The following is a 23,905-nucleotide window of genomic DNA, read 5'->3' as shown; positions in this document are numbered from 1 at the left end:
TATTGTCGTCTTTTTTTTGTTTCCCTCCTGGCTATTTTCAGCACCCTACATGCAAGTGCTGACGATCACTTACCTCAAAAAAAAATTGTTATTACCGGTGCAGCCGTGCCAAAGCTGTTAGGTGAGTCGTTGAATATTTATGTAGACTCGGCAGGTACGAAGTCGTTTGACGAAGTGCGAACAGCTGACCTGTTTCAGCCTTCTGTGTCAGAAGTGCCCAACCTAGGTGTTGCACAATACGCTGTCTGGATAAAAATGATCGTCTCCAACGAATCCAACTATCGCAATTTTCTGTTGGAGATCGAAAACCCCCTTCTTGAAAAAGTAACATTCTATGCTCCGGGAGACGATGGCTATGAAGCAAAAGAGATAAATAAAGATCAACCATTCAGAGAAAGGGGCAACACCAGCCAGAACTTCCAGTTCGACATGCCCGCCGTGAGTAGCGAGCCCACTGTTTTTTATTTGCGTGTTGAAAGCAATACGCAGTTGTTGATACCTGTAAAAATTGGTTCGCCTGTAAAAGTGGCTAATGCAGATCTGAATAAAGACATGCTCAGTGGCTTGTATTTTGGCATCATGCTGGTCATGCTGTTGTACAACATGTTTGTGTACTTCAGTACAAAAGACAGGAGTTACCTGTACTACATATTATACATATTCAGTGTAGCGCTGGTGCAGTTGAATATTACCGGGCTGGGTTTTAAATATCTCTGGCCACAACATTACAGCTTCGAAAAGTACAGTCTTTACCTGTTCCCCTCATTTACGGCATTTGCCTCCATTGCGTTTATACGTAGTTTTCTGCATACAAAGCGTTTTGCGCCAAGATTGCACATAGGCTTTTGGGTATTTGTGATCGCGTATGTCGTTACGATGATCAACGCATTTGTCGGTGATAAACACCTGAGCTACAATTTGCTCAATTTTAATGCTTTGCCGCTGTCGTTATACATGATCGGAACGGCGGCATACATTCGTGTAAAACACAAATACAGGCCGGCATTATTCTTCCTGGTAGCGTGGACCGTATTCTTGCTAAGTGTAATGGTATTTGTTGTCAAAGACCTCGGGGTGTTGCCTTACAACCTGTTTACGGTATCCATTATCCAGATAGGTTCAGCATTCGTGGTTGTATTGCTGTCAATAGCACTGGCTGATAGTATCAATATACTCAGGAAAGAAAAAGAAGAATCTCAAAGCCAGGCATTAGCAGCACTTGAAGAAAATGCGAGGATAATCAGGGAGCAAAACGTAATACTGGAAACTAAAGTAAATGAGCGCACCCAGGAGCTGAGCCAATCGAATGCTGAGCTGAACAAAACCCTGCATGACCTGAAAGAGGCAGAAATGCACCTGGTTGAGTCAGAAAAAATGGCCTCGCTCGGTCAGTTGACAGCGGGTATCGCGCACGAGATCAATAACCCCATCAATTTTGTGACATCGAACGTAAAGCCGCTTAAGCGAGACATTGAGATGATCATAGAAATGCTGGGCAGGGTAGAGGAAATTACGGTTGATGCTGCTTTGCCACATGATGACAAGAAAAGGCAGATAGACGAGTTGAAAGAAGAAATGGATTACGATTATCTGAAAGAAGAGATCGAGTATTTGTTAAAAGGAATCACCGAGGGGTCTAATCGTACAGCAGAGATCGTAAAAGGCCTGAGGGTTTTTTCTAGATTGGATGAGGACGACTTGAAGATCGCAGATATAAATGAGGGTATTGACTCTACACTTGTTATTGTGAGAAACACTTTAGGCTCTAATATAGATATTGTAAAAGAATATGGTAACATTCCTACTATTGAATGTTACCCGGGTAAACTCAACCAGGTATTCCTGAATATTATTACAAATGGATTGCAGGCCATTACCTCAAGGTTCAAAGGTGAAAAAGGTGGCGTGATGACCATCTCCACTTTTTATAAAGACGACCAGGTAGTGATAAACATCAAGGATAACGGTATTGGTATGGACGAGAATACTAAAAAGAAAGTATTTGAGCCCTTCTTTACCACCAAAGAGGTAGGCGAAGGTACGGGCCTGGGCATGTCAATTGTATATAACACAATAAATAAACATAACGGAAAAATAGAACTGGAATCGGTATTGGGAGAGGGAACGGAATTTGTCATAAGTCTGCCCGCAAAACATGTAACTGTTCAAACTCAGGAAAACATTGGATAGTAAGAAAAAAATAAAGGTATTATATATAGACGATGAGCCTAATAACCTTGTCAGTTTCAAGGCGTCATTCCGCTTTGACTATAATATTTTCATCGCCAACAATACCGACGAAGCATTGCAAAAGCTGGAGGAAAACCCTGACATCAGCATTATCCTCAGCGACCAGAAAATGCCCGGCATGACAGGTGTCGAGTTTTTCGAAGACATTCGCACCAAATACCCTGCTCCCATCCGTATACTCATAACTGGTTATGCTGATATTGACGCGGTTATCAATGCGATAAACAGGGGGCATGTATTCAGGTATATCAAAAAGCCCTGGACGGACGTAGACATTCAGTCTGCTATCGACGAGGCTCACAAGTTCTATGTCACAACCTCTTTGCTGGCATTAAAGAATGATGAACTGCAGAAAGCGTATGATGAGCTGGATAAATTTGCCTACAGTGCCACACACGATATGCGTGGCCCTATATTGAGCGTGTTGGGTATCATAGACCTGACCAAGAATGCCGAGGATATGGCTGAGATAAAGGAAATGGTGGGTATGATGGAGAATGCAATGCTGAAACTGGATAACTATATTCAGAACCTGCACGACCACTATAGTATCAGACGCGGAGAATTGAATATTACAGAGGTGGATTTTGAGAATACGATGAAGGATATGAGTGACCTGTATGATATTACCAGCAGGCTGAAAAATGTTCGATTCGTAAAGTCAGTACACCAGGATGCAAAATTCCGGTCAGACGACATTTCTATCAAGATCATCCTTAATAATCTGTTATCAAACGCATTCAAGTATCAGAAAAAGAATAATGATGATAAATTTGTAGTATTCGAGATCAAAGTTGAGAATGGAACAGCTACTATCACGATTGAAGACAATGGTATCGGTATTCCTGAAAAGAACCTTGGAGAGGTATTCAATATGTTCTTCAGAGGGTCTAACGACGAGATAGGTTCTGGTTTTGGATTGTATAACGTTAAAGACGCCCTGGGAAAGATACACGGTAAAATAGAAGTAAAATCAAAAGAGAACGAGGGAACAAAATTTACAGTAACTATTCCAAGTAAGTAACAGATGAGTGGAAAAATAAATTTTATAGTCATAGACGATAGTAAGCTGGACTGCTTTATTGCAGAGAAGATCATTCAGAATACAGGCAAGGCTGAATCAGTCAAGGTTTTTCAGCAAGCTACAGAAGCTTTGAGCTATATCAAAGACACGCCTCCGCAGGCAGACGCTACAACTGTTGTTTTTTGTGATATACAAATGCCTGTGATGAACGGTTTTGAATTTGTTGAGAACTTTGAAGCGTTATCTGCCGACGTTAAAGCCAACTACCATATTTACATGCTCTCATCTTCTATTAATGAGAATGACATCGCAAAAGTTAAAGGGTATTCTTCGGTAAGACATTTCCTGAATAAGCCACTGACGAATGACACTATACTAGCCGTCCTTGAAGAGTATTGATACACCTATTTCAGCGGCTCTACGGTATACCCTTGTAGTCTTAGTAAATTAATAAGGCCTTTTTCGCCCCACAGGTGACCGGCACCTACCGCAAAGAATACGGATCGTTGGTCCATATGCTCTGCCATACGGTCTATCCATTTTTCATTTCTTTCATCCAGGAATGCATCCAGGTTATCGCCTTGTTCTTTAGACTTCAGTATCAGTTCGTAAAGAGCAGGAATATCCTGGTGAACGTATGCGTTGATCATTTCGATGTTGTCAGAGTCGTCGCCGGTTTTTCCGGATGCTACCTCCAGCAGTTCTTTAATAATGCTGTCTACCGGTATCTCATCCATCAGCTTTATCTGCTCTGCGGGACTTTCAAGGCCTGTTATTTCTTTCTGTTGACTTTTGGCCATGCCTGATATGGCTATCTCGTAAGAAACGGTACTATCGCAAAGCTGTACAGACGGCACCAGCAATGTTTGCAACACAATTGGTTTCATGCCGGCAAACATGGTTATGTCTATGTCCAGGCTGTCGGCAAAATATTTCTCTACCAGCTTATATTCTTCTTCAGTAAAGTGGTCTTGTAGTTTTTTGCCGTCTCCCTCTATCATTCCCGAAGCTATCTGCATGAGTATAGACGGGTCGTCCATATCCATTTCCATACATACTTCTTCTGATGCCTCAAGGCTCTTTTCCATGGCTTTGGTCCATATAAATTGTTCTTTGCATATCATATGTATGGTACCAAACAGGTAAGAAGGCTGGCGCATGTCTTTGCCACTTATTTTCCATAGCAAAGATCTGTTATCAGCTTGTTTAGACTGGGCATACACCTTGTCGCCGCATATGGTGCTGAGTAAAATAAAGGTGCAGAAGAGTATCTTGTTCATGCGGCTGTGTTTATTCAAATGCCAATGTAAGCAATCCTATGCCTATACCGAATAAAATAGCCAGTATCTTTTTAGCGGTCAGCATATGCGATTTTGTGCCGCTTTCGTAGAATATAGTAGTGGAAATGTGTATAAATGCTCCTGCAACTATCGGTATCAGCCATATCACCATTTGAGAGATGAAGTGATAACTCATACCCAGCATGTTAGCGAATATGCCTGAAAATGGTGTTATCATTGAAAATATGAACAGTCCGATAACTGTTTTTGTCTTCGACCTGTAGCTTTCATGTATCAGAGAGGTTGCAAGAATAGCCTCGGGAAGCTTGTGTGCAGCAACAGCCATATACAAAGCAGGCTCTGTGCTGTCCATCCTGTAATTGAAACCCAAGGGTAGACCTTCCATAAATGCATGTATTGTCAACCCCAGCATTATAGATGTGATGGGGATATGCTTATGGCCATCATGCACATGTATATGAGCATGTCCGTGTTCCACACCATGTGTCAGCCTTTGTATGAACAACTGGATGAAAAAACCCGCCAAAAGAAATATCCCCGCCTTTGAACCTATTTCCTCAAAAGTTTCCGGTAATAAGTGTAACAAGGTCATGCTGAGCAGGAATGCACCTGAAAAGGCCAGCAGGTATTGCATAGCGTCATCGTTCAGCCTTTTGTTCCATAGCGGTATGCTTCCGCCGAGGAATGTAATGGCAAATAGTAAAAGACTGTACGTTAATGACATGTTTATGCTATATGTGTGCAAACAACAAAAGTAAAATCATTTTTTTAATCAGGCAGGGCATATTATGCTTTCAATCGATAAAATATATGTGCCTATATTCTTTCCGGGAGCACATATTTGTATTTGTCACTATAAATCTTATATTTATTATACCAATGGATTTTCTGGATCTACATAAATTGACCCGAACGGAATTGTTGGCAGCCGGCAAACTGCTTATAGCACAGCCTTTTCTGAAAGATACCACCTTTGCCCGTTCTGTAATATTCCTTTGCGAACATAGTGCTGAAGGTGCTTTGGGATTTATTCTCAATCACCCGATGAATGTCAACATCGGCGATCTGTTGCCTGATATCTATGCACCGGATCTGTTTGTCAACCAGGGGGGACCTGTGCAGTTAGATACACTGCATGTATTACACCGCATCCCGGGTGATATCGGCGGAACTGAAGTGAATAAAGGCGTCTATTGGGGGGCTTCGTTCGATATGTTACAAACTATGTTTACCAGCCCCTCATATCCTGAATCGGATATAAGGCTCTTTGTTGGCTATGCCGGCTGGTCGCCCGGCCAGTTGGAAAACGAAATGGAAGAAGGTTCGTGGCTGGTAGCCGATACCTCTGCTGATATTATGTTTGATACCGAACCTGAAAAGATATGGCAACGGGCTATTTACTCACTTGGCAAAGATTATCGTTACCTGGCCAATATGCCCGCCGATCCCGGTCTTAATTAATATTTACCATACACGTCACCCTTCTCTTTATTAACTTTGGAGGCTCATGCATGTTTGTGTTATGCCATTAAGATTGTTAGTTGTCTGTTTGATGCTTTTAGTCGCCTCGTGCAGTAAGTCAGCAGGAGAGAAAGATAAAGAAGCGAGTGATACCCGTTTCTCAGTAATGTATTACGGGCAGGAACAGTGGGAGACATACAAAGGTCAGCCATATGGTATCATTAAAAAGGTGACTTTCAATGGTATTACAGACAGTGTCATCACCAACTCAATAGACATGGATTGGGCGCCGGTAGTAAAAGCATTCTTCGAGACGGATATCAGCAGCGATAAATTTGCCGGGCAGTACGACTTTTCGGCTTTTAACGATCCTGCATCCAAGACCAATACTTTCTTGTTTGAGGCAAAGAACAAGAAACTGTACACAAAAAAATTACAGGTAATTGCAGATGAAGAAACCAACCTGGTAAAGGCAATATATATTGAAGCGGGCAAAAGTGACCGCATGGGCACACGCGACCTGAAATTGTTCTATATACCTGTTACCTCCATAAGTATACAGGAGTTGGAGACTTCACGAACAGGCCGTCGCAAAGAACTGCGTGTAGCGTATGATTTCATGTAAAGAGTAAACCGGTATGACCAAAGAAGAGTTTAGTGACATAGCACCGGGTATTCCGCATCAGCCGGGATGTTACAAGTACTACGACAAGCATGGGGAGTTGCTGTATGTGGGCAAGGCTAAAGACCTGCGCAAGCGGGTAAGCTCTTACTTCAATAAGACCGTTGCTAATTATAAGACCACTAAACTGGTCATGTCTATTCATCATATAGAATATACGGTCACCAATACGGAGCATGATGCCTTTTTACTGGAGAATTCACTCATAAAACACTATCAGCCACGCTTTAATATCGACCTCAAAGATGATAAGACCTATCCATTTATAGTCATCAAAAAGGAACCCTTCCCGAGGGTATTCATCACGCGCAGAGTGATAAAAGATGGTTCAGAGTACCTGGGGCCGTTTACAGGTGTGGCACGGGTCAGGGAGTTGTTGGGCCTCATCAAGCAGTTGATACCATTGCGCACCTGCAACCTGAACCTGTCAGATGCAAATATTAAAAAAGGCAAATACAAGGTATGTCTTGAATATCACCTGGGCAACTGCAGCGGGCCTTGCGAAGGGCTGCAGAACGAACAGGAATATGCAGAGAACCTGCAACAGGTAAGGCATATACTCAAAGGTAACACGGGCGAGGTGTTCGGTTACCTGAAAGGCGAGATGCAACGTTACGCCTCAGAGCTGCAATTTGAAAAGGCAGAGATACACAAAAAAAAGATAGAAGACCTGGAGCGATACACCAGCCGTTCCGCAGTTGTCAATCCCCGCCTGGGTGATGTGGATGTGATAACGTTGGTAAGTGACGAAGAGCGTGCCTTTGTGAACTATATGATGGTGATAGGTGGTAATATCATCTACACGCAGAATATGATCGTGCAGAAAAAACTGGAAGAAACCGATGATGAGATATTATCTATAGCTTATGACAACCTGCGTACCACATTCAAAAGCACAACACGCGAGGTGCTGGCACCCATAAAGATAGACCTGGCAGATGAAAATGTTAAGCTGACCATACCTAAAATAGGGGATAAGAAAACACTGGTTGAATTAAGCCTGAAGAACGCTTTTGTTCACCGAGATGAGAACAAACGCAAAGAAACCCTGTTGCTGGGCGGAGCTTCAAAAGAAGGTAAGATGGAAGTGTTGGAAGAAATGCAGGATGCGCTGCAGCTTTCAGAATTACCGGTACACATTGAGTGTTTCGATAACTCCAACTTCCAGGGGGCGTTCCCCGTTTCTGCAATGGTATGTTTCAAAAACGGTGTGCCGTCAAAGAAAGATTATCGCCATTACCATATCAAAACTGTGGAAGGCATAAACGATTTCGCCTCTATGGCTGAGGTAGTGTATCGCCGTTACAAGCGCCTGCTGGATGAAAAGAAACCCCTGCCGCAACTAGTGATCATAGATGGTGGTAAAGGACAGTTAGGCTCGGCCATGGAAAGTATAGAAAAGCTGGGGCTTACCGGCCGTATGACGGTTGTTGGCCTGGCCAAAAGAGAAGAATCCATATTCTTTCCCGGAGATAGTGAGCCGCTACAATTACCCTACAATGGCTCGGTGAACCTGCTGATAAGGTACATAAGAGATGAGGTACACCGCTTTGGTATCACCTTCCACAGGGATACGCGCAGCAAAGGCACGTTTAAGAACGAGTTGGAGGCTATATCCGGAATCGGGGAGGCTACGGCCACGCAATTACTCAAGGAGTTCCGTTCGGTGAAAAATATCAAAACTATTACTGAGCGGGAACTGACAAGAGTAGTAGGGCAGAAAAAAGCCCGCCTCGTGTGGAACCACTTTCATGAGCATGAAGGCGACCCTACAGCTCCTGATGCATAATTTTTATTGATATTTCCTGCCCCTTTATTCCTTAGGAGCCTGTCTTCTTACATATTTGGTCAGTACCACTATCATCTGGCCTTCTATGCGTCCTTCTATCTGTTCTGTATTATCACTTACCAGGTGGATGTTCTTTATTACTGTACCTACGCGGGCGTTCACAGTACTGCCTTTTACGTCCAGCGATTTTGTCAGTACCACGCTGTCGCCGTTAAATAATTGTGCTCCGTTGGCATCTTTGTGCAGGTCTACACTGGCATCATTCTCATGGTCGCCGCTGGTTTTGGCCCATGCCAGTTGTTCATCATCCATATACATCATGTCCAGGCTTTCTGCCGCCCATGCCTCATTTCTCAGCCTGTTCAGCATACGCCAGCTCACTACCTGCACACCCGGCACCTCGCTCCACATGCTGGTGGTCAGCACGTTCCAATGCTTATTGTCCAGCTCTTCTTTCTTATCTATTTGTGCCAGGCATTTATCGCATATCAGTATATTATGCTCTTCATAACCTCCCGTTTGCGGGGGCACTTCATATACATTCATATGGCCTTCGGCCTCGCATAATTCACATTTATTTCCGCTGCGTGCTATTAATCTCTCTTCGAGTGTCATTTGCTGAGATGATAATGAGCGCCAAAGTTAAAAATATTACTGAGCTTATTATTGATGATATTGGTCATTGTATTGCTGATAATTAATTGTATAGTACGTTTATTTTATGTAAATTTGTATTATTTGAGTGAAGCTCTTTGAAATAGCAAATATTACAAACCAATAAAGTCTAAGCACTGTAGTTTTGTTATGTATGCAGAATATTTCCAATTGATTGCAGGCCTTTTGGGGCTGAAAATGCTGCTATTGACTATCAATCGGTTAGGAAGGTACTTTTTTACAAGGGTGTCGTTTTACATAACAAAACATAACAAAACGATACAAACCGGTTTTCGGCAGGTATGGTTGAGGTTTTCTTAAATGTATAATGGTGTTCACTGTTGTATATTTTCAGGATTTTATCCGTTGTTTTGCAGCCATGGTAAAAACCGTTTTGAACTGGAGCTCCGGCAAAGATGCTGCACTGGCTTATCACCTGTTGCGGCAGGACGAGCGTTATGATGTGACAACTTTGCTGACTACTGTTAACAGCGAGAAGGATAGGGTAGTGATGCACGGTGTTCGTGAGCAGTTGCTTGATATGCAGGCAGAACGGATGGGCATCAGGCATAAAAAAGTACACCTGCCGCCTTCACCCTCGCACGATGTGTACAACGAGGCCATGACCCATGTACTGGCACAACTGAAACAGGAAAACATAACCACGGCAGCGTTCGGCGATATTTTCCTGGAAGACCTGAGGAGGTATCGTGAAGACCAGTTAGCGACAGCAGGTTTCAAAGGTATATTCCCTGTTTGGGGGATGGATACTCGAGATATGGTGCAACTGGTTGACAATGTGGGTATTGAAGCGGTTATCGTATGCGTTAATGAGGCAGTTTTAGGCAAAGAGTTTCTTGGAAGAAAGATAGACTCATCTTTGCTGAACGACCTGCCCGCCGGTGTTGACCCTTGTGGGGAGAATGGGGAGTTCCACACTTTTGTGTACAACGCTCCGTATTTCAAAGCTCCCATTCCTATACAGTTGGGCGAAGTGGTGCATACTGTATATCCTTCTCCCGATCCTGATAAGGGCGAGGGGTATGGTTTCTGGTTCCTCGACCTGTATGTGTAGGTTGCCCCGTGGCACTCAGAAATAATGCTTTGTTACTATTCTTATTTTATTCATGGCACTGGTTTTCTTTTTTTAACTTTGCAGCCTTATTAATAAACGATCAAGATGCAAGAAGGACAATCGCAAGAACAACAATTGAATATAGAGCTGACAGAAGAGATGTCTGATGGCGTTTATTCTAACCTGGTGATCATTACGCACTCATTTGCCGAATTTGTATTCGACTTTGTAAATGTAATGCCAAACGTGCCTAAAGCCAAGGTAAAATCAAGGGTAGTAATGACCCCGCACCACGCCAAAAGGCTGATGCGCGCGTTGGTGGAGAACGTGAAACGCTTTGAAGCCCAGAATGGTGTGATACAGGAGCAGGAGCAGGTAAACATACCATTCAATTTTGGCGGTACTACAGGAGAAGCATAATAATATTATTACATATACTGCATGAACGAAAAGATACTGATACTCGATTTTGGTTCGCAATACACCCAGCTGATAGCCAGGGGTATCCGCGAAATGAATATTTATTGCGAGATACAACCTTGCACCAAACCGGTTGAGTATGATGAGCAACTGAAAGGGGTAATACTGTCAGGTAGTCCTTTCTCTGTGAATGACCCCAATGCCCCCAAGCCGGATATCAAGGCTATAGCTGATAAGCTACCCGTTCTGGCCGTATGTTACGGTGCTCAGTTGTTAGCTCAGCAATCAGGTGGTGCCGTAGGAAAATCTACACACAGGGAATACGGTCGTGCACATCTTAAAGATCTGGTAGACAACCCATTATTAGCTACTATATCAAGTGGTTCGCAGGTGTGGATGAGTCATAGCGATACGATCAAGGAGCTGCCGGAAGGCTTTACAGTGATAGCTAAAACGGAGAGTATTCCCGTTGCGGCATTTACATCGGCTGAAGGGTATGCTAAGAATCCTGTCTATGCTATACAGTTTCACCCCGAGGTGACACATAGCACTGATGGAAAGCAGTTGCTTAAGAATTTTGCGGTAGACATTTGTGGTTGCAGCCGCGACTGGACGCCTGCAGCGTTCATACAGGAAACAGTAGCCCGAATAAAAGAGCAGGTAGGTGATGGTAAGGTGGTGATGGCACTGAGTGGTGGGGTCGATTCTACTGTTGCTGCTACACTGATACATAAAGCCATTGGCGACAACCTGTATTGCATATTTGTAGATAACGGCCTGTTGCGCAAAGACGAGTTTCAGCAGGTGCTGGACGGTTACGCGCATCTTGGCCTGAATACGAAAGGTATCGACGCCAAACAGATGTTCTACGATAAGCTGGCGGGTGTATCAGATCCTGAAGGAAAAAGGAAAATTATTGGCGGCTTGTTTATCGATGTATTCTATGAGGAGTCGTTGAAAATAAAAGATGTTGCTTACCTGGGGCAGGGTACTATCTATCCTGATGTAATAGAGTCGGTATCTGTAAATGGCCCGTCTGTAACGATCAAGTCGCACCACAATGTGGGCGGACTACCAGAGAAAATGCACATGGAACTGGTTGAGCCACTACGCTTCCTGTTCAAAGATGAGGTAAGGCGCATAGGCCGTGAATTGGGTATCGACGATGTATTCCTGCAACGCCATCCTTTCCCTGGTCCGGGTCTGGGTATCCGTGTGTTAGGCGAGGTGACTGCCGAAAAGGTGCGTATGCTGCAAGAGGCAGATGCCATATACATCCAGCATATGCGCGATTTTGGTTTATACCATGATATCTGGCAGGCAGGCGCGATATTACTACCTGTACAGAGTGTAGGCGTTATGGGTGATGAGCGTACCTACGAGTTTACAGTTGCCCTGCGGGCAGTAACATCTGTAGATGGCATGACCGCTGACTGGGCGCATGTGCCATATGATTTCCTGGCAAAAGTGTCTAACGACATTATCAACAGGGTAAACGGTATCAACAGGGTAGTATACGACATCAGCTCGAAACCACCTGCAACAATAGAATGGGAATAGTAGTCGTAAAGACGGCGTTATGAGGAATACAGTATGTATTATATTGTTAGGAATGGCCATCGCGGTTATGTGCAGCACGGAAGTGCATGCACAAAGTCGCAGGGAGCGCAGGCAGGCAAGGCGAGAAGCAGAAAGAAGGGCCGAACAGCAGAAATATTACGAACAACACCCTTCTGAGAAAGCCAACAGGCCCTCTGTTCATACAAAAAATACAGTTGAAAAGAAACCACCTTCCATATACCCGCCATCAGACATAAAGGAGAGGTACAGGATAGATGTGCTGGCACCTTTATATCTTTCTGAGCTGGTGCAGGACGGTAAGGTTGTAGATAAAACAAAGCTTCCGGATAAAGTAATACCATCGCTCAAGTTTTACGAAGGCATGGTACTGGCAACAGACACGCTTAAGAAGTTGGGCTACAAATTCGACCTGTATATCTATGACGTAGCTGATGAGCTCGAATCGCCCGCTACGCTTGTCAATACAGATGCTTTCATGGGATCTGACCTGATATTGGGCATCCTGTCTTCCAAAGATTTCCCATTGATAGCTAATTATGCCAAGAAGCATCATATTAACTTTGTATCTGCATTGTCGCCTTCCAATCATAGTGTATCAGACAATCCGTACTTTATGATGATACAACCCACGTTGGAAACCCACTGCGATGCCGTTGAGCAATTCATTTATAAGAAGAATGGTATCATTACACCCTTGCTCTTTTACAGGACAACGGTATCGGTAGACAATGTTGCACTCAGCAATTTTGTTACCAATAATGCCATAGAATTTAAAAAGGTGCCTTGTGATGAAATGCCTACCCGCGACCAGTTGTTACCATTACTGAGCAAGGATATCAAGAATGTTATCGTTATGCCCATACTTAATGATAAGTATGTAGACGGCATTTTGCTGAGGCTGAACCAATGGTTTCCCGATTACCAGTTTGAAGTATGGGGCATGCCATCATGGGATAACATGATTTCGCTTAAAAAAGCAGATGCTTATCCTAATATCGTCATATATTTTACCAGTCCTTTCTATTTCGACCCATCTACCGCTTCAGGACAGGCCGTAATGAATGCCTATAAAAGGAAGTATGTAGGCAAGGCTGATAATATGGTATTTCGCGGGTATGAGACCATGCTTTGGTATGCCAACCTATTGAAAAGATATGGCACCATTTTTAATGAACACCTTTGGGATACCGGAGGAGCTCCGTTTACCCGTTATGAGATAAAACCCGAAACCAACGAGAAGGGTGATATCATGTATTATGAGAATAAGCACGTATACCTGTACAGGTACCAGGGTAGTTCCTATATGGTAGAGCAGTAATTAGTTATTTCCCGTTAGCTGCATCGTTGAATTTGTTTACAGGAAATTCCTGTGTTTTACCTTTGGGCGGGTTATTGGCCGAATTGGCTATCTGGGCCAGCTTGGCTTTGCGCATATAGTACAATATTGCAAACAGGCTCATCGAAATGGCTAATATGCTGAAAATCGCAAAGTTGGGATTAAAGTCCTGCATCAGCAGAGATACGGTAATTATCAGGATATTAGCTACGATCAGCACGACAACCGTATCTGTATGCGTAAAACCCATATCCAGCAGGTAATGGTGCAGATGTGTCCTGTCGGCTTTGAAAGGAGATACGCCTTTCATAAGGCGGGTAGTAAATACCCTGAATGTGTCAAAAACAGGTACGAAAAGCACTGAAAGCCCAATGACCAGCATATTGGCCGGAGAGGTAACTATTTTAGCAAAGCTGCTTTCTGCGTTAAAGGTGTTTACTGCCATGATGCATAGCAGGGATATGATAAAACCAATAAGCAGGGAGCCGGTATCTCCCATAAATATTTTGGCAGGGGAGATATTGTAGCGAAGAAATCCTACGATGCCACCTAAGAGGCAGAAAGAAAGACATGCTGCGCCCGGGTGACCAAACCCTGCTAAAGATATGCCTAAGGTTAAAGTGGAAAGTACACCTATAGAGCCTGCCAGTCCGTCAATACCGTCTATCAGGTTGTAGGCGTTTGTGATAAAAATCACGCCTACGATACTAAAAATAGCACTCCACCAGTAGGGCAGGTCTCCATAAACGCCTAGTATACCATGTAGTGACTTCAGCCTGATGTCTGCTACACAAACGACGATAAAAGCTGCGATGAACTGAGTAAAGAATTTTTTTGACGGACTGAGCGATATCAGGTCATCGGCAATACCTACCAGGAACAACAATAAAGAGGCCGCTATGATGTAGTTCCATTTGGCAAATGCTTCGGGTGAAATGAAGAGAGAGGCAGTAGTAATAAAACCAAAGAATATACCAATGCCACCAAGGTTGGGGATGACACGCAGGTGTATTTTCCTGTCATTGTCAGGAGTGTCATACAACCTCTTTTTTGTCGCCACCATAATTATCTGAGGTATGGAGATAATGCTGATGATCAGCGCGCTGACAAAACAAAGCAGATATAGAAGATGCGATGGTAGTTGAATCATATCAGTAATGATATGCGTATTTATTATACGTAAAGTTAGGGTAATAAAACCGTGAATTATAATGTGTAAGGGTTATCACGCTGTTAATTGAGGATTGAATTTTCAACGGTATGTGGATAACTATGACAGTTTTTTGAGCACGGACAGTATTCTGCCGGCCACTTTGCCGTCCCATAAGTAGGGTATACGTCCTTTTTTCCAATCTCCCGCAAATAACTTATGAAAAGCCTCAGTCATGGATTCAGGCTGTAACCCGACGATCTCGTTGAAACCAATGGTATAAGTATCTGGTCGTGCAACACTTTTCAGCAGGGTCATACATGGTATTTGCATCAGTGTCGTTTCATCCTGTAATTGTTCAGTATCTGTCAGAACAGCTTTTGCGTGATGTGCCAAGTAATAAAGTGAACTAATTCCTTGCGATTCAATTATATGCAGGTTAGGAGCTTTTATTCCCAATGACTTGAGTGTTTTTGACGAGTCATTATTTACGGGTAGTATTATCTGCAAACCTTTCGAGAGCCTTATGACCTGCAGTAGCAATGATTTCATTCTCGCCTGGCTGCCTGTTACGCTGGAATGTTCCAGGTTGAGGAGGAAGTATCTTTTTTGCTGAAGTTTCAGGGCGTTCCAGATAGCGGGTTGCGGCATATCCGCCATTTCCCTGTTTACAAGGTCAGAAACGGGGTTTCCGACAAAGAAAATATAGTCATCAGGTACCCCTTCATTTCGTAGGTTCTCCCCGGACGATTGGGCTATCGGGAAATAGTAATCTGTAACAGAATCGATAACTTTCCGATTTACCTCATCGCCTGAATAACGATTGAAGCTCCTCATCCCCGATCCTATGTGTGCTATTTTTATATCTGCGGTTTTGGCAGCTACCAGGCTACATGCCATAACACCGGTGCTATGGCCAAATAACATTACGATGTTTGGTTTCCCCGATACAAGCACTTGCTCATAGCGCATCAATGCAGCAGCGGCATAGGCTGCAGGGTCTGGTTCTGATATGTCTAGCAGAATATTGGGTGCAGGTATGCTGTAGTGAGAAAAACCTTCATCTTCGGGCTCAATATCAACTTTTGTTCCGGTATATATAAGACGGTAGCCGATGTCTACGCCAGCATCCTGTTGCTCCTGAACGGCTGCAATTACCGGTGCAATTTTGTAAAAATCGATCTTAGAACCTGCGATGAAATCAATCAGCATATTTCCCGAACTCTTATCGTACTGTACATATGTATTTAAAGGGTACTCTGCGCACAGTCCTCCAAATGTAAATATAACTAAAATGGAATCTGCTAAATCATCATGCAGATATTATCCACGAATGTTAATATTTAGTTTATAGTAATTATTCTGACAAAATATGCCTGGTAAAAGCATATAGATTGAAATCAGGTCGGGTCAGTGCTGAAGCTAATTCCTTTTTTATAGATGTTTTATCCAGGCCTTTCATCCTCTGTGCCTGTAGTATTTGCCAGCATTTTTCTGTGAGCAGAATCACTTTATGCTCAGAGTGGCTGTTGAGGTGGTCAAAATAGTTGTCAATGCTCTCAGCCAATTGAGTTATGCCCGTACCTTCTGTAGCTATCGTTTTGATAACGGGTATCTCACCTGCATTTGTTGCTTTTTGATGTACCATTATCCTTAAACTGGCAAATAGTGCATCGGCAGCATCCCTGTCGGCTTTATTGATCACAAATATGTCTGCTATCTCCATGATACCTGCTTTCAGTGTTTGTACCTCATCTCCGGCTTCGGGCACCAGTGTTACAATACTGCAATCAGCCAACCCTGCTATTTCCACTTCGCTTTGGCCAACACCTACGGTTTCTATCAATACTATGTCAAACGGTGCCTGCCTGACAACATCTGATATTTCAATGATCTTAGGATGCAGTCCTCCTAATGCTCCCCGACTGGCGAGTGACCTGATAAATACATTCGGGTCGTTATAAAACTCATTCATTCTTATACGATCGCCAAGTAGAGCGCCATAATTGAAGGGAGAGGAGGGGTCGACGGCGATAACAGCTATCTTTTTTCCTTGTTTGGACCAGAATTTAAGCAACGCACTCACCAGGGTGCTTTTCCCGGCTCCGGGAGGCCCGGTGATACCTATTAATTTTGCCTTGCTTTTGTTGGTAAGTTGCAGCAGTATATCTTCGTAACCGGGCAATGAATTTTCTATAATAGTAATTCCTCTTGCCAGTGCTTTATAATCACCCGCTTGTATGTCTGATAAAAGTTGTCTTATCTTGTCTTGCACTAAAATGAATTTACAACCGTTTTAGGTATATATCGCAATCGTGAGTAAAAATATATCTCTTAATTATAACCCGGAAATAAAGACGAATATAGCCATTGTCTGTGCATTGGGTATGCTGGCCGGTTTTTTATTGTCAAGGGCATTGCTTTCTGCAAGTACAATTGCATTTGGTATTAACGGACTTATTGGCGTGCACCCCCGTCACTGGTTCAGAAACAAATGGTGGCTATTGGGTGTAGCGTGGGTAGGCATTTATGTAGTTTCCGGCCTGTGGAGCGATAATATACCTCAGTGGAATGAAAGGGTATCTGTGAAATTGCCGGTATTATTATTACCTCTTTCATTTTCACTGTTACCTGCATTTTCTGAAAAACAACTACGCATGTTTACTGTAGGTGCTGCTATCTTGTTTCTTGGAAGCGTAGGGTATAGTATATATTTTCTTGTTTCTGACCCCGGGTATTATATAGAGCAGTATCGATTCTCGAAAGTGATGCCAACGCTTGCATCTCACGATTACATACGTTACAGCCTGTCAATATCGCTATTCATAATATGGTGTTTTTTTATGGTGCCTATTTTGACGAATAAACCGGCGAAGTTATTTATATATATATCATTGGTGATCCTTTGTGTTTACCTGCATGTTGTAGCCGTGAAGACAGGTCTATTGGTATTCTACCTGTTCGTACTGCTGTATGCAGTTTATATAGTGTTCAAACGCAAACCATTCACGGGCCTGGCAATACTGTTACTTATTGTACTATTTGCTATCAGCGCCTATAAGTACGTGCCTACTTTTGAACAAAAAGTAGATTATTTCAGGTACTCGTGGAAGGTATTTGAAGAAGGGCATTTTGATAGTGATTACAGCGACATCGGCCGCCTGGTGTCCTATGATGTGACACTGAAAATATTGCCTGACCACTTATGGGCAGGTACGGGCATAGGCGACATGCACGACGTGATGAGAGAAGGCTATAATAAGTATTATCCTTCGGTGCCGGCTTTTCAGCAACTCAAGCCGCACAACCAGTTTCTCGTTGTGGCTTTAGGTTGTGGTTTGCCAGCACTGTTGTTATTCCTTGTATGGATATTTTATCCTTTGAAGTGGGTACACCGGGACAGGAGTGGTTTTTTCTTATTCAGTACCTGGTTCGTCATGTTCGTACCACTGATGGTTGAGCCCTTCCTTGAATTGCAATTTGGTGTGTACCTTTATCTATTCTTTTTATTGTGGATGGCGCATGCTATGAAGCTCCAATCTGCAGAGGTGAAAAACACAAACAAATAACATGACGAATTTTATACCGATTTTCCCCTTAAATATTGTTGTTTATCCTACGGAACCATTAAACCTTCACATATTTGAGCCCAGGTATAAACAACTTATAAATGAATGTATACAGGAAAAGAAACATTTTGGTATACCCGTAGTGATGAATAACGGTGTCCAGGAATATGGAACCTCACTCGAGGTGATAGAACTTGTAAAAGAATACAACGATGGTGAAATGGATATAAAGGCCAGGGGGGTAAGTGTCTTTAAGATATTACATGTCGTAAAGGAAGTGCCGGACAAAATGTATTCAGGCGCAATTGTGAATTACCCGGAAAATATATTGGAGCCTGATGATACAAGGATTTCTGCAACGATACTCACCGAGGTGAAACGGCTATATGCACTATTGAATGTTGAGGAAAAATTCCCGCAAACAGACACAGGCGTGTTGTCCTATAAAATAGCTCATTATACAGGTATGGAACTCATGCAGGAATATGAATTGCTGAACCTGTTAACAGAAACGCAAAGACTGGAATATATACGTAAGCATCTTAGCAAGATGACACCCATGCTGCATAGTCTTGAGCAAGCCAAGACCAGAATAAAAATGAATGGACACTTCAGAGATTTGTCGCTCGGGGACCTTGAGTTATAATGAATTATTATTCTGTGGTAAAAAGTAGGGCAATTCTTCTTTCAATAAGTATCATTTTAGTATTTTAGGCATCTAACTGATAAAATCTTATTAATATCAATGAATCTTTGTATCGACTGGGGTAATACCCTCGTAAAGGCCGGTTTATTTGAGAACGGACAGCTTAAGGCTAATTATAGCTTCCCTGCTCATGACGCGCATATGCGTCTGACAGAAATATTGGAAGAGCAGAAGCCGGCGTATGCCATTATTGCCAGCGTCTCTTCACAATCTGCAGCGACTGAAGATATGTTAGCTTCAAATGTGAAAAGATTCATCAGGATGGATGACCGGACATCAACGCCTGTAATGAATGCCTACTCGTCAGATTCTGTTGGAGTAGACCGTCTTGCCATGGCAGTGGGTGCTCACAGTGTTAACCCAACCAAGAATAACCTGGTTGTTTGTTTAGGCACGTGCATCACATACAATTTTGTTCAGAACAACCGTACTTTCAGAGGAGGGGCTATATCACCGGGCCTACGCATGCGATTAAGAGCTATGCATGAGTTTACAGATAAGTTACCTGAAGTAAGCCTGGGAGGAGAGACGTTGCTGTTGGGCTATGATACTGAAACCTGTATGCGTAGTGGAGCCGTATTTGGGATCACATCTGAAATAGATGGTATGGTGAACGAATTTGCTGGCAAATACAGTGATTTTAACGCGGTGTTAACTGGTGGCGATATGCAATACTTTGAGGGCAAGCTTAAATGTGAGATATTTGCAGACCCTGATATCATTTTGAAGGGACTGAATATAATATTGAAACATAATGTTCCACAAGCTGTATAAGCATTACCTATTATTGATTTGTATTGTAGTAGTTGCCGGGACCGGCTACGCTCAAAACACGCAGAACTTTTCAACTAAGTCAAACAGGGAGAATGCTCCATATACCAGGTTTGGTATAGGTGAATTCAGGAATGGTATCAATCCGTTGATGAAAGGTATGGGCGGGATAACCTCCAGCTACAATAATCCTTTTGCCATAAATGCCAGTAATCCTGCATCATATGCTTCGTTATTACTGACTACTTATGAAGGTAGTTTGCAGGCAAGTACCAGGACGATCCACTCAGGTAATGAGAAGTTCAAAACGGGTATGGCCACTATCAACCATATGAATATCGGGATGCCTGTTGGCAAACATGCAGGTATGAGTTTCGGCTTTATGCCGTTGACACACATATATTATAAGTTGAGCGATACTTCTGTTATCCCTTTATATGGCAATAGTGTGCGTACATTTTATGGTGATGGTTCTTTGAGTTATGCTTATGTTGGTTTTGCAGGTAAGTATAAAGGCTTTAGTGCAGGGTTTAATTTCGGCTATATTTTTGGTAGTACTGTTTACTCCAGCTTGCTGGAAAGCATTGATAATACGCAGAACGTGAATGATGCCCAGTTTAGCAAAGTGGTGAAGAGTGGTGGAATATACTGGAAAGGTGGTTTGCAGTATAATGGCAAAATTGGCAGTAATCTATTATTAGGAGCCGGAGCTACTTTTGCTGTAAACCAGGATATTAAATCCAAGCTGGATGAATTCTGGATGAGCTACAACTATTCCGGAGGGGATACGGCATACAGTAGGCTAACCCAGCAGGGCACCCTTACAATGCCCTTGATGTATAGTGCAGGACTACAAATAGCTGATAGTAATAAATGGCTGATAGGAGTTGACTTTTCTGCAGCCAACTGGAGTAACTACCAGGGCTTGGGAAGGGTAGACTCAGTAGGAGATGTTTCATACAAAATAGCAGCAGGAGGTGAGTATACGCCTGATGCTACTGCACTCAGGAAGTATTTCAGTCGTGTGACGTACCGTCTTGGGTTCTATTACGGACAGGATTATGTATATGTACGTAATACGCCAATTAACTATTATGCAGTTACATTTGGTTTCGGCCTGCCTTTCAAAAGATATACTGACCGCGTAAATACTGCCTTTGAGATAGGTCGCAGAGGCAGTGAAACCAACGGATTATTCAGGGAGAACTTTGTTAAGGCTACCATTGGTATTACTTTGAATGATAAATGGTTCATCAAACGTAAATATGATTAATTGCAGTTACACACTAAATAAAACATTGGCCGGAGCAATACCGGCTGTTTTTTTTATGGCTGTATTTATTCTGGTTGGATGTAAGAATGATCCCAAGGAGATAAATGCCCTTGTGAATAAAAGTTCTATGCAGGAGGACAAGGCTGACGAGGTTACCATTATTTACAGTGAACGGGGGCAGTCCAAGATACGCATGTATGCCACAGAGTTTATCCGGAATGAGGTGGCCAAACCTCCCTATGTAGATATGCGCAAAGGGCTGAAAGTAGAGTTCTTTAATGACAGTACGCGTGTGGAGAGTACATTGACAGCCCAGTATGCCCGTTGGTATGAAGGTAAAGGTAATGTCCTGATCAGGGATAGTGTGGTTGTTGTGAATAAGAAGGGTGAAACTTTGAGGACCGAGGAACTGATCTGGAATCAGAATGTCAAGAAGTTTTATACCGAAAAGTTTGTACGCATTAATACACCCGACCAGGTGATGTATGGAGACGGGCTGGAAGCTAACGAAGACTTTTCGTGGTACCGCATTAAAAACCCCAAGGGTATAGTTCGGGTAAACAAAGAAGAAGTGCCGGAATAGATAGGGTATATGAAAATCACGCTAATTTCCCCCTTATGTCCTTTCCTGTTTATTGTTAATTTTGCACTTCGTTTCATTTAATACTACATTAAATAAGGTTATACTATAATGAAAAAGATTCTGCTGTCGCTGCTTGTAGCATGCGCAATGTTGCCTGCAAAGGCTGATGAGGGTATGTGGTTGCCCATGCTTATAGGTAAAAACTACGATGAGATGGTCAAAATGGGTCTTAAGTTGTCAAAGGAAGACCTGTATAACATCAACCACAGCAGTCTTAAGGATGCTGTGATACAATTTGGTGGAGGATGTACGGGTGAGATGATATCTCAAAATGGCTTGCTGATCACTAATCACCACTGTGGTTATGGCGCAATTACTGCATTAAGCTCTGTAGAGCATAACTACCTGGATAATGGATTCTGGGCATACAGCTACTCAGAGGAGTTGCCTGCAAAAGGTGTTACTGCTTTGTTCCTGGAGCGTATGGAAGATGTTACAGACCAGGTTGAAAAAGCTGTGGGACGGTCGAAAGGTGACAAGTATGATAAGAAGTATAAGAAGATCGTAGAAAAGCTGACTAAAGCTGCCGAAGCTGAAGGTAACTATGAAGCGCAGGTGAAAAGCTACTTTGAAGGCAACCAGTACATACTACTTGTGTACAAGAAGTATAAAGACGTACGGCTGGTAGGTACTCCTCCAAGGTCGCTGGGTAAATATGGCGGTGATACAGACAACTGGATGTGGCCAAGACATACTGCGGATTTTTCCATGTTCCGTGTATATGCCGATGCTAACAATGAGCCGGCTGAATACTCAAAAGATAATGTGCCTTATAAGCCTAAGAAGTTCTTACCTATCTCCATCAAAGGAGTAGAGGAGGGCGATTATTCAATGATATTCGGTTACCCCGGTCGTACCAACCGTTATGATGTGTCATACGGTATTGACATAGCTATCAACGAGACAAACCCGTCTATTGTAAAGCCACGTGAAAAACGCCTGGAGATCATGCGTAAGAACATGAAAACCGATAAGGCTGTTTACCTGAAGCTTACTTCTTATTATGCAGGTATCTCTAACTATTGGAAATACTTCATCGGCCAGACAGAGCAATTGAAGCGTCTGAAGGTAGTAGAGAAGAAGCAAAAAGAAGAAGCTGAATTCACTCAATGGGCGGCAAAGAATGCTCCCGAATATAAGGGTATCATGAAGGAGTTTGAGGCTATACATAATGCATACAGACCATATGCAAAACATAACATATACTATAGCCAGGCATTCCAGGGGTCATTGCTGGCTGCACTGGGGTCTGATTTCTACGACCTGTACCTGGAATTGAACAAGAAGAAACCTGACGAGAAAGAAATCGAAAAGCAGGTAAAAGACATCAAAAAGTCCCGCAAAAGCATCATGCCCAGGTTTGACCTGAATACAGAGAAAGAGATATTGGCAGAAATGGCTAAGATGTTCTACAATGATATTCCTAAGAACCAACATCCTGAAGTGTATCAGAATGTGATATTCAAGAAGTTTGCTAACAGCGACCTGGATAAAACCTTCAAAGATTACGCTGAATACGTGTTTGAAAACACTTTCCTGCTGGATACAGTTAAGTTGAATGCTTTCCTGGCAAATCCGAATCTTGAAGAGATGCTGGATGATGCAGCGTTAAGATATGCATTGAGTTTCGCTCGCAACTACAAAGAGGTGTACGAACCTAAGATCGACAAGTATAAGGATAGTAAAGAAGCGCTGAAAAAGAAATACATCCGTGGGTTGATGGAAATGAAGAAGAACGACCTGTTCTATCCAGACGCCAACTCTACAATGAGGATAAGCTACGGACAGGTGTTGAGCTACAGCCCGCAGGATGCAGTGCATTATGACTATTATACCACACTGGACGGATTTATGGAGAAGTACAAACCCGGTGATGATGAGTTTGACGCTCCTGCTGAACTGGTAAGCCTGTACAAGAAGAAGGACTACGGTAAATATGCAGATGCTAATGGTAAACTGCGTACGTGTTTTATAACTACTAATGATATTACAGGTGGTAACTCAGGCAGCCCGATCATCAACGGTAACGGTGAGTGGGTAGGTATAGCCTTTGACGGTAACTGGGAGGCAATGAGTGGTGATATTGCATTTGATAAGAAGTACAAAAGAACCATTTGTACTGATGCTCGTTTCATATTCTGGGTGATAGAGAAGATGGGTAAGGCTCATAACCTGATAGAAGAGGTAGATATGCACCAATAAGCATTTATACTCTGAATG

22 protein-coding genes are annotated in these 23,905 nt (G+C 42.9%); 16 read left to right on the top strand and 6 right to left on the bottom strand.

Going from position 1 to position 23,905, the window contains the following annotated elements; translation table 11 throughout:
- Nucleotides 1–105: 105 nt before the first annotated feature.
- Genes H6550_10375 through H6550_10365 form a run of 3 tightly spaced genes read left to right on the top strand, consistent with a single transcriptional unit; the run spans nt 106 to nt 3,673 of the window.
- Nucleotides 106–2,190 (top strand): sensor histidine kinase, encoded by a 2,085-nt coding sequence (locus H6550_10375; protein ID MCB9046531.1) that lies wholly within the window; start codon nt 106–108, stop codon nt 2,188–2,190.
- A complete protein-coding gene (locus H6550_10370) occupies nt 2,183–3,274 on the top strand; it encodes a hybrid sensor histidine kinase/response regulator (GenBank protein ID MCB9046530.1) in 1,092 nt (363 codons plus the stop codon). The genes H6550_10375 and H6550_10370 overlap by 8 nt, the downstream gene beginning before the upstream one ends.
- Before the next feature lie 3 nt (nt 3,275–3,277).
- Nucleotides 3,278–3,673: a response regulator gene (locus tag H6550_10365; protein MCB9046529.1), complete on the top strand. Its 396-nt coding sequence runs from the start codon at nt 3,278–3,280 to the stop codon at nt 3,671–3,673.
- A gap of 5 nt (nt 3,674–3,678) precedes the next feature.
- Here H6550_10365 and H6550_10360 read toward each other — a convergent pair whose 3' ends face one another.
- Both H6550_10360 and H6550_10355 read right to left on the bottom strand, forming a co-directional pair.
- Nucleotides 3,679–4,554 carry a TraB/GumN family protein gene (locus H6550_10360; protein ID MCB9046528.1) on the bottom strand — a complete coding sequence of 292 codons (876 nt, stop codon included), beginning with the start codon at nt 4,552–4,554 and terminating at the stop codon, nt 3,679–3,681.
- A 10-nt stretch (nt 4,555–4,564) separates the two neighbouring features.
- On the bottom strand, nt 4,565–5,299 hold the full coding sequence (locus tag H6550_10355) for a ZIP family metal transporter (protein MCB9046527.1): 735 nt from the start codon (nt 5,297–5,299) through the stop codon (nt 4,565–4,567).
- Between the two features lie 155 nt (nt 5,300–5,454).
- Between H6550_10355 and H6550_10350 the strand changes: the two genes are divergently transcribed.
- The 3 genes from H6550_10350 (at nt 5,455) to H6550_10340 (ending at nt 8,507) form a co-directional block, all read left to right on the top strand.
- Entirely contained in the window at nt 5,455–6,036 is a 582-nt protein-coding gene (locus H6550_10350; GenBank protein ID MCB9046526.1) for a YqgE/AlgH family protein, read from the top strand.
- Nucleotides 6,037–6,127: 91 nt separating this feature from the next.
- The gene (locus H6550_10345) at nt 6,128–6,661 is read left to right on the top strand and encodes a hypothetical protein (GenBank protein ID MCB9046525.1); all 534 of its coding nucleotides are present in this window, start codon (nt 6,128–6,130) and stop codon (nt 6,659–6,661) included.
- Nucleotides 6,662–6,674: 13 nt separating this feature from the next.
- Nucleotides 6,675–8,507, top strand: a complete 1,833-nt coding sequence (locus tag H6550_10340; protein ID MCB9046524.1) for an excinuclease ABC subunit C — start codon at nt 6,675–6,677, stop codon at nt 8,505–8,507.
- 24 nt (nt 8,508–8,531) lie between these two features.
- Here H6550_10340 and H6550_10335 read toward each other — a convergent pair whose 3' ends face one another.
- On the bottom strand, nt 8,532–9,122 hold the full coding sequence (locus H6550_10335) for a PhnA domain-containing protein (protein ID MCB9046523.1): 591 nt from the start codon (nt 9,120–9,122) through the stop codon (nt 8,532–8,534).
- 418 nt (nt 9,123–9,540) lie between these two features.
- Here H6550_10335 and H6550_10330 point away from each other — a divergent pair, with 418 nt between their 5' ends.
- From H6550_10330 to H6550_10315, 4 genes are all read left to right on the top strand, one after another.
- A complete protein-coding gene (locus H6550_10330) occupies nt 9,541–10,236 on the top strand; it encodes an adenine nucleotide alpha hydrolase (protein MCB9046522.1) in 696 nt (231 codons plus the stop codon).
- A 105-nt stretch (nt 10,237–10,341) separates the two neighbouring features.
- On the top strand, nt 10,342–10,656 hold the full coding sequence (locus tag H6550_10325) for a DUF3467 domain-containing protein (protein ID MCB9046521.1): 315 nt from the start codon (nt 10,342–10,344) through the stop codon (nt 10,654–10,656).
- 21 nt (nt 10,657–10,677) lie between these two features.
- Complete coding sequence (gene guaA, locus H6550_10320; GenBank protein ID MCB9046520.1) at nt 10,678–12,216, top strand: glutamine-hydrolyzing GMP synthase; 1,539 nt, start codon at nt 10,678–10,680, stop codon at nt 12,214–12,216.
- A gap of 19 nt (nt 12,217–12,235) precedes the next feature.
- Complete coding sequence (locus tag H6550_10315) at nt 12,236–13,555, top strand: hypothetical protein (GenBank protein MCB9046519.1); 1,320 nt, start codon at nt 12,236–12,238, stop codon at nt 13,553–13,555.
- A 4-nt stretch (nt 13,556–13,559) separates the two neighbouring features.
- Here H6550_10315 and H6550_10310 read toward each other — a convergent pair whose 3' ends face one another.
- The 3 genes from H6550_10310 to meaB all read right to left on the bottom strand — a co-directional run bounded on the left by H6550_10310 (nt 13,560) and on the right by meaB (nt 16,998).
- On the bottom strand, nt 13,560–14,723 hold the full coding sequence (locus tag H6550_10310) for an undecaprenyl/decaprenyl-phosphate alpha-N-acetylglucosaminyl 1-phosphate transferase (protein ID MCB9046518.1): 1,164 nt from the start codon (nt 14,721–14,723) through the stop codon (nt 13,560–13,562).
- 120 nt (nt 14,724–14,843) lie between these two features.
- Nucleotides 14,844–15,935, bottom strand: coding sequence for a UDP-N-acetylglucosamine 2-epimerase (locus H6550_10305; protein ID MCB9046517.1), 1,092 nt, complete (start codon nt 15,933–15,935; stop codon nt 14,844–14,846).
- Between the two features lie 145 nt (nt 15,936–16,080).
- On the bottom strand, nt 16,081–16,998 hold the full coding sequence (gene meaB, locus H6550_10300) for a methylmalonyl Co-A mutase-associated GTPase MeaB (protein ID MCB9046516.1): 918 nt from the start codon (nt 16,996–16,998) through the stop codon (nt 16,081–16,083).
- A 40-nt stretch (nt 16,999–17,038) separates the two neighbouring features.
- On the opposite strand from meaB, the gene H6550_10295 reads away from it, so the two are divergent.
- From H6550_10295 to H6550_10270, 6 genes are all read left to right on the top strand, one after another.
- Complete coding sequence (locus tag H6550_10295; protein ID MCB9046515.1) at nt 17,039–18,292, top strand: O-antigen ligase family protein; 1,254 nt, start codon at nt 17,039–17,041, stop codon at nt 18,290–18,292.
- 1 nt (nt 18,293) lies between these two features.
- Nucleotides 18,294–18,938 (top strand): LON peptidase substrate-binding domain-containing protein, encoded by a 645-nt coding sequence (locus H6550_10290; protein ID MCB9046514.1) that lies wholly within the window; start codon nt 18,294–18,296, stop codon nt 18,936–18,938.
- A 99-nt stretch (nt 18,939–19,037) separates the two neighbouring features.
- Complete coding sequence (locus H6550_10285) at nt 19,038–19,772, top strand: type III pantothenate kinase (GenBank protein MCB9046513.1); 735 nt, start codon at nt 19,038–19,040, stop codon at nt 19,770–19,772.
- Nucleotides 19,753–21,042, top strand: coding sequence for a hypothetical protein (locus H6550_10280; GenBank protein ID MCB9046512.1), 1,290 nt, complete (start codon nt 19,753–19,755; stop codon nt 21,040–21,042). The genes H6550_10285 and H6550_10280 overlap by 20 nt, the downstream gene beginning before the upstream one ends.
- Nucleotides 21,043–21,097: 55 nt before the next feature.
- A complete protein-coding gene (gene lptC, locus H6550_10275; protein ID MCB9046511.1) occupies nt 21,098–21,625 on the top strand; it encodes an LPS export ABC transporter periplasmic protein LptC in 528 nt (175 codons plus the stop codon).
- Between the two features lie 108 nt (nt 21,626–21,733).
- Nucleotides 21,734–23,887 (top strand): S46 family peptidase, encoded by a 2,154-nt coding sequence (locus H6550_10270; protein MCB9046510.1) that lies wholly within the window; start codon nt 21,734–21,736, stop codon nt 23,885–23,887.
- Nucleotides 23,888–23,905: the final 18 nt, after the last annotated feature.

Source organism: Chitinophagales bacterium (genome assembly GCA_020636495.1).
Taxonomy (GTDB): Bacteria; Bacteroidota; Bacteroidia; order Chitinophagales; family Chitinophagaceae; genus UBA5543.
Note: the sequence above shows the minus strand (reverse complement) of the source record. Positions and strands in the feature narration are given on the sequence as shown.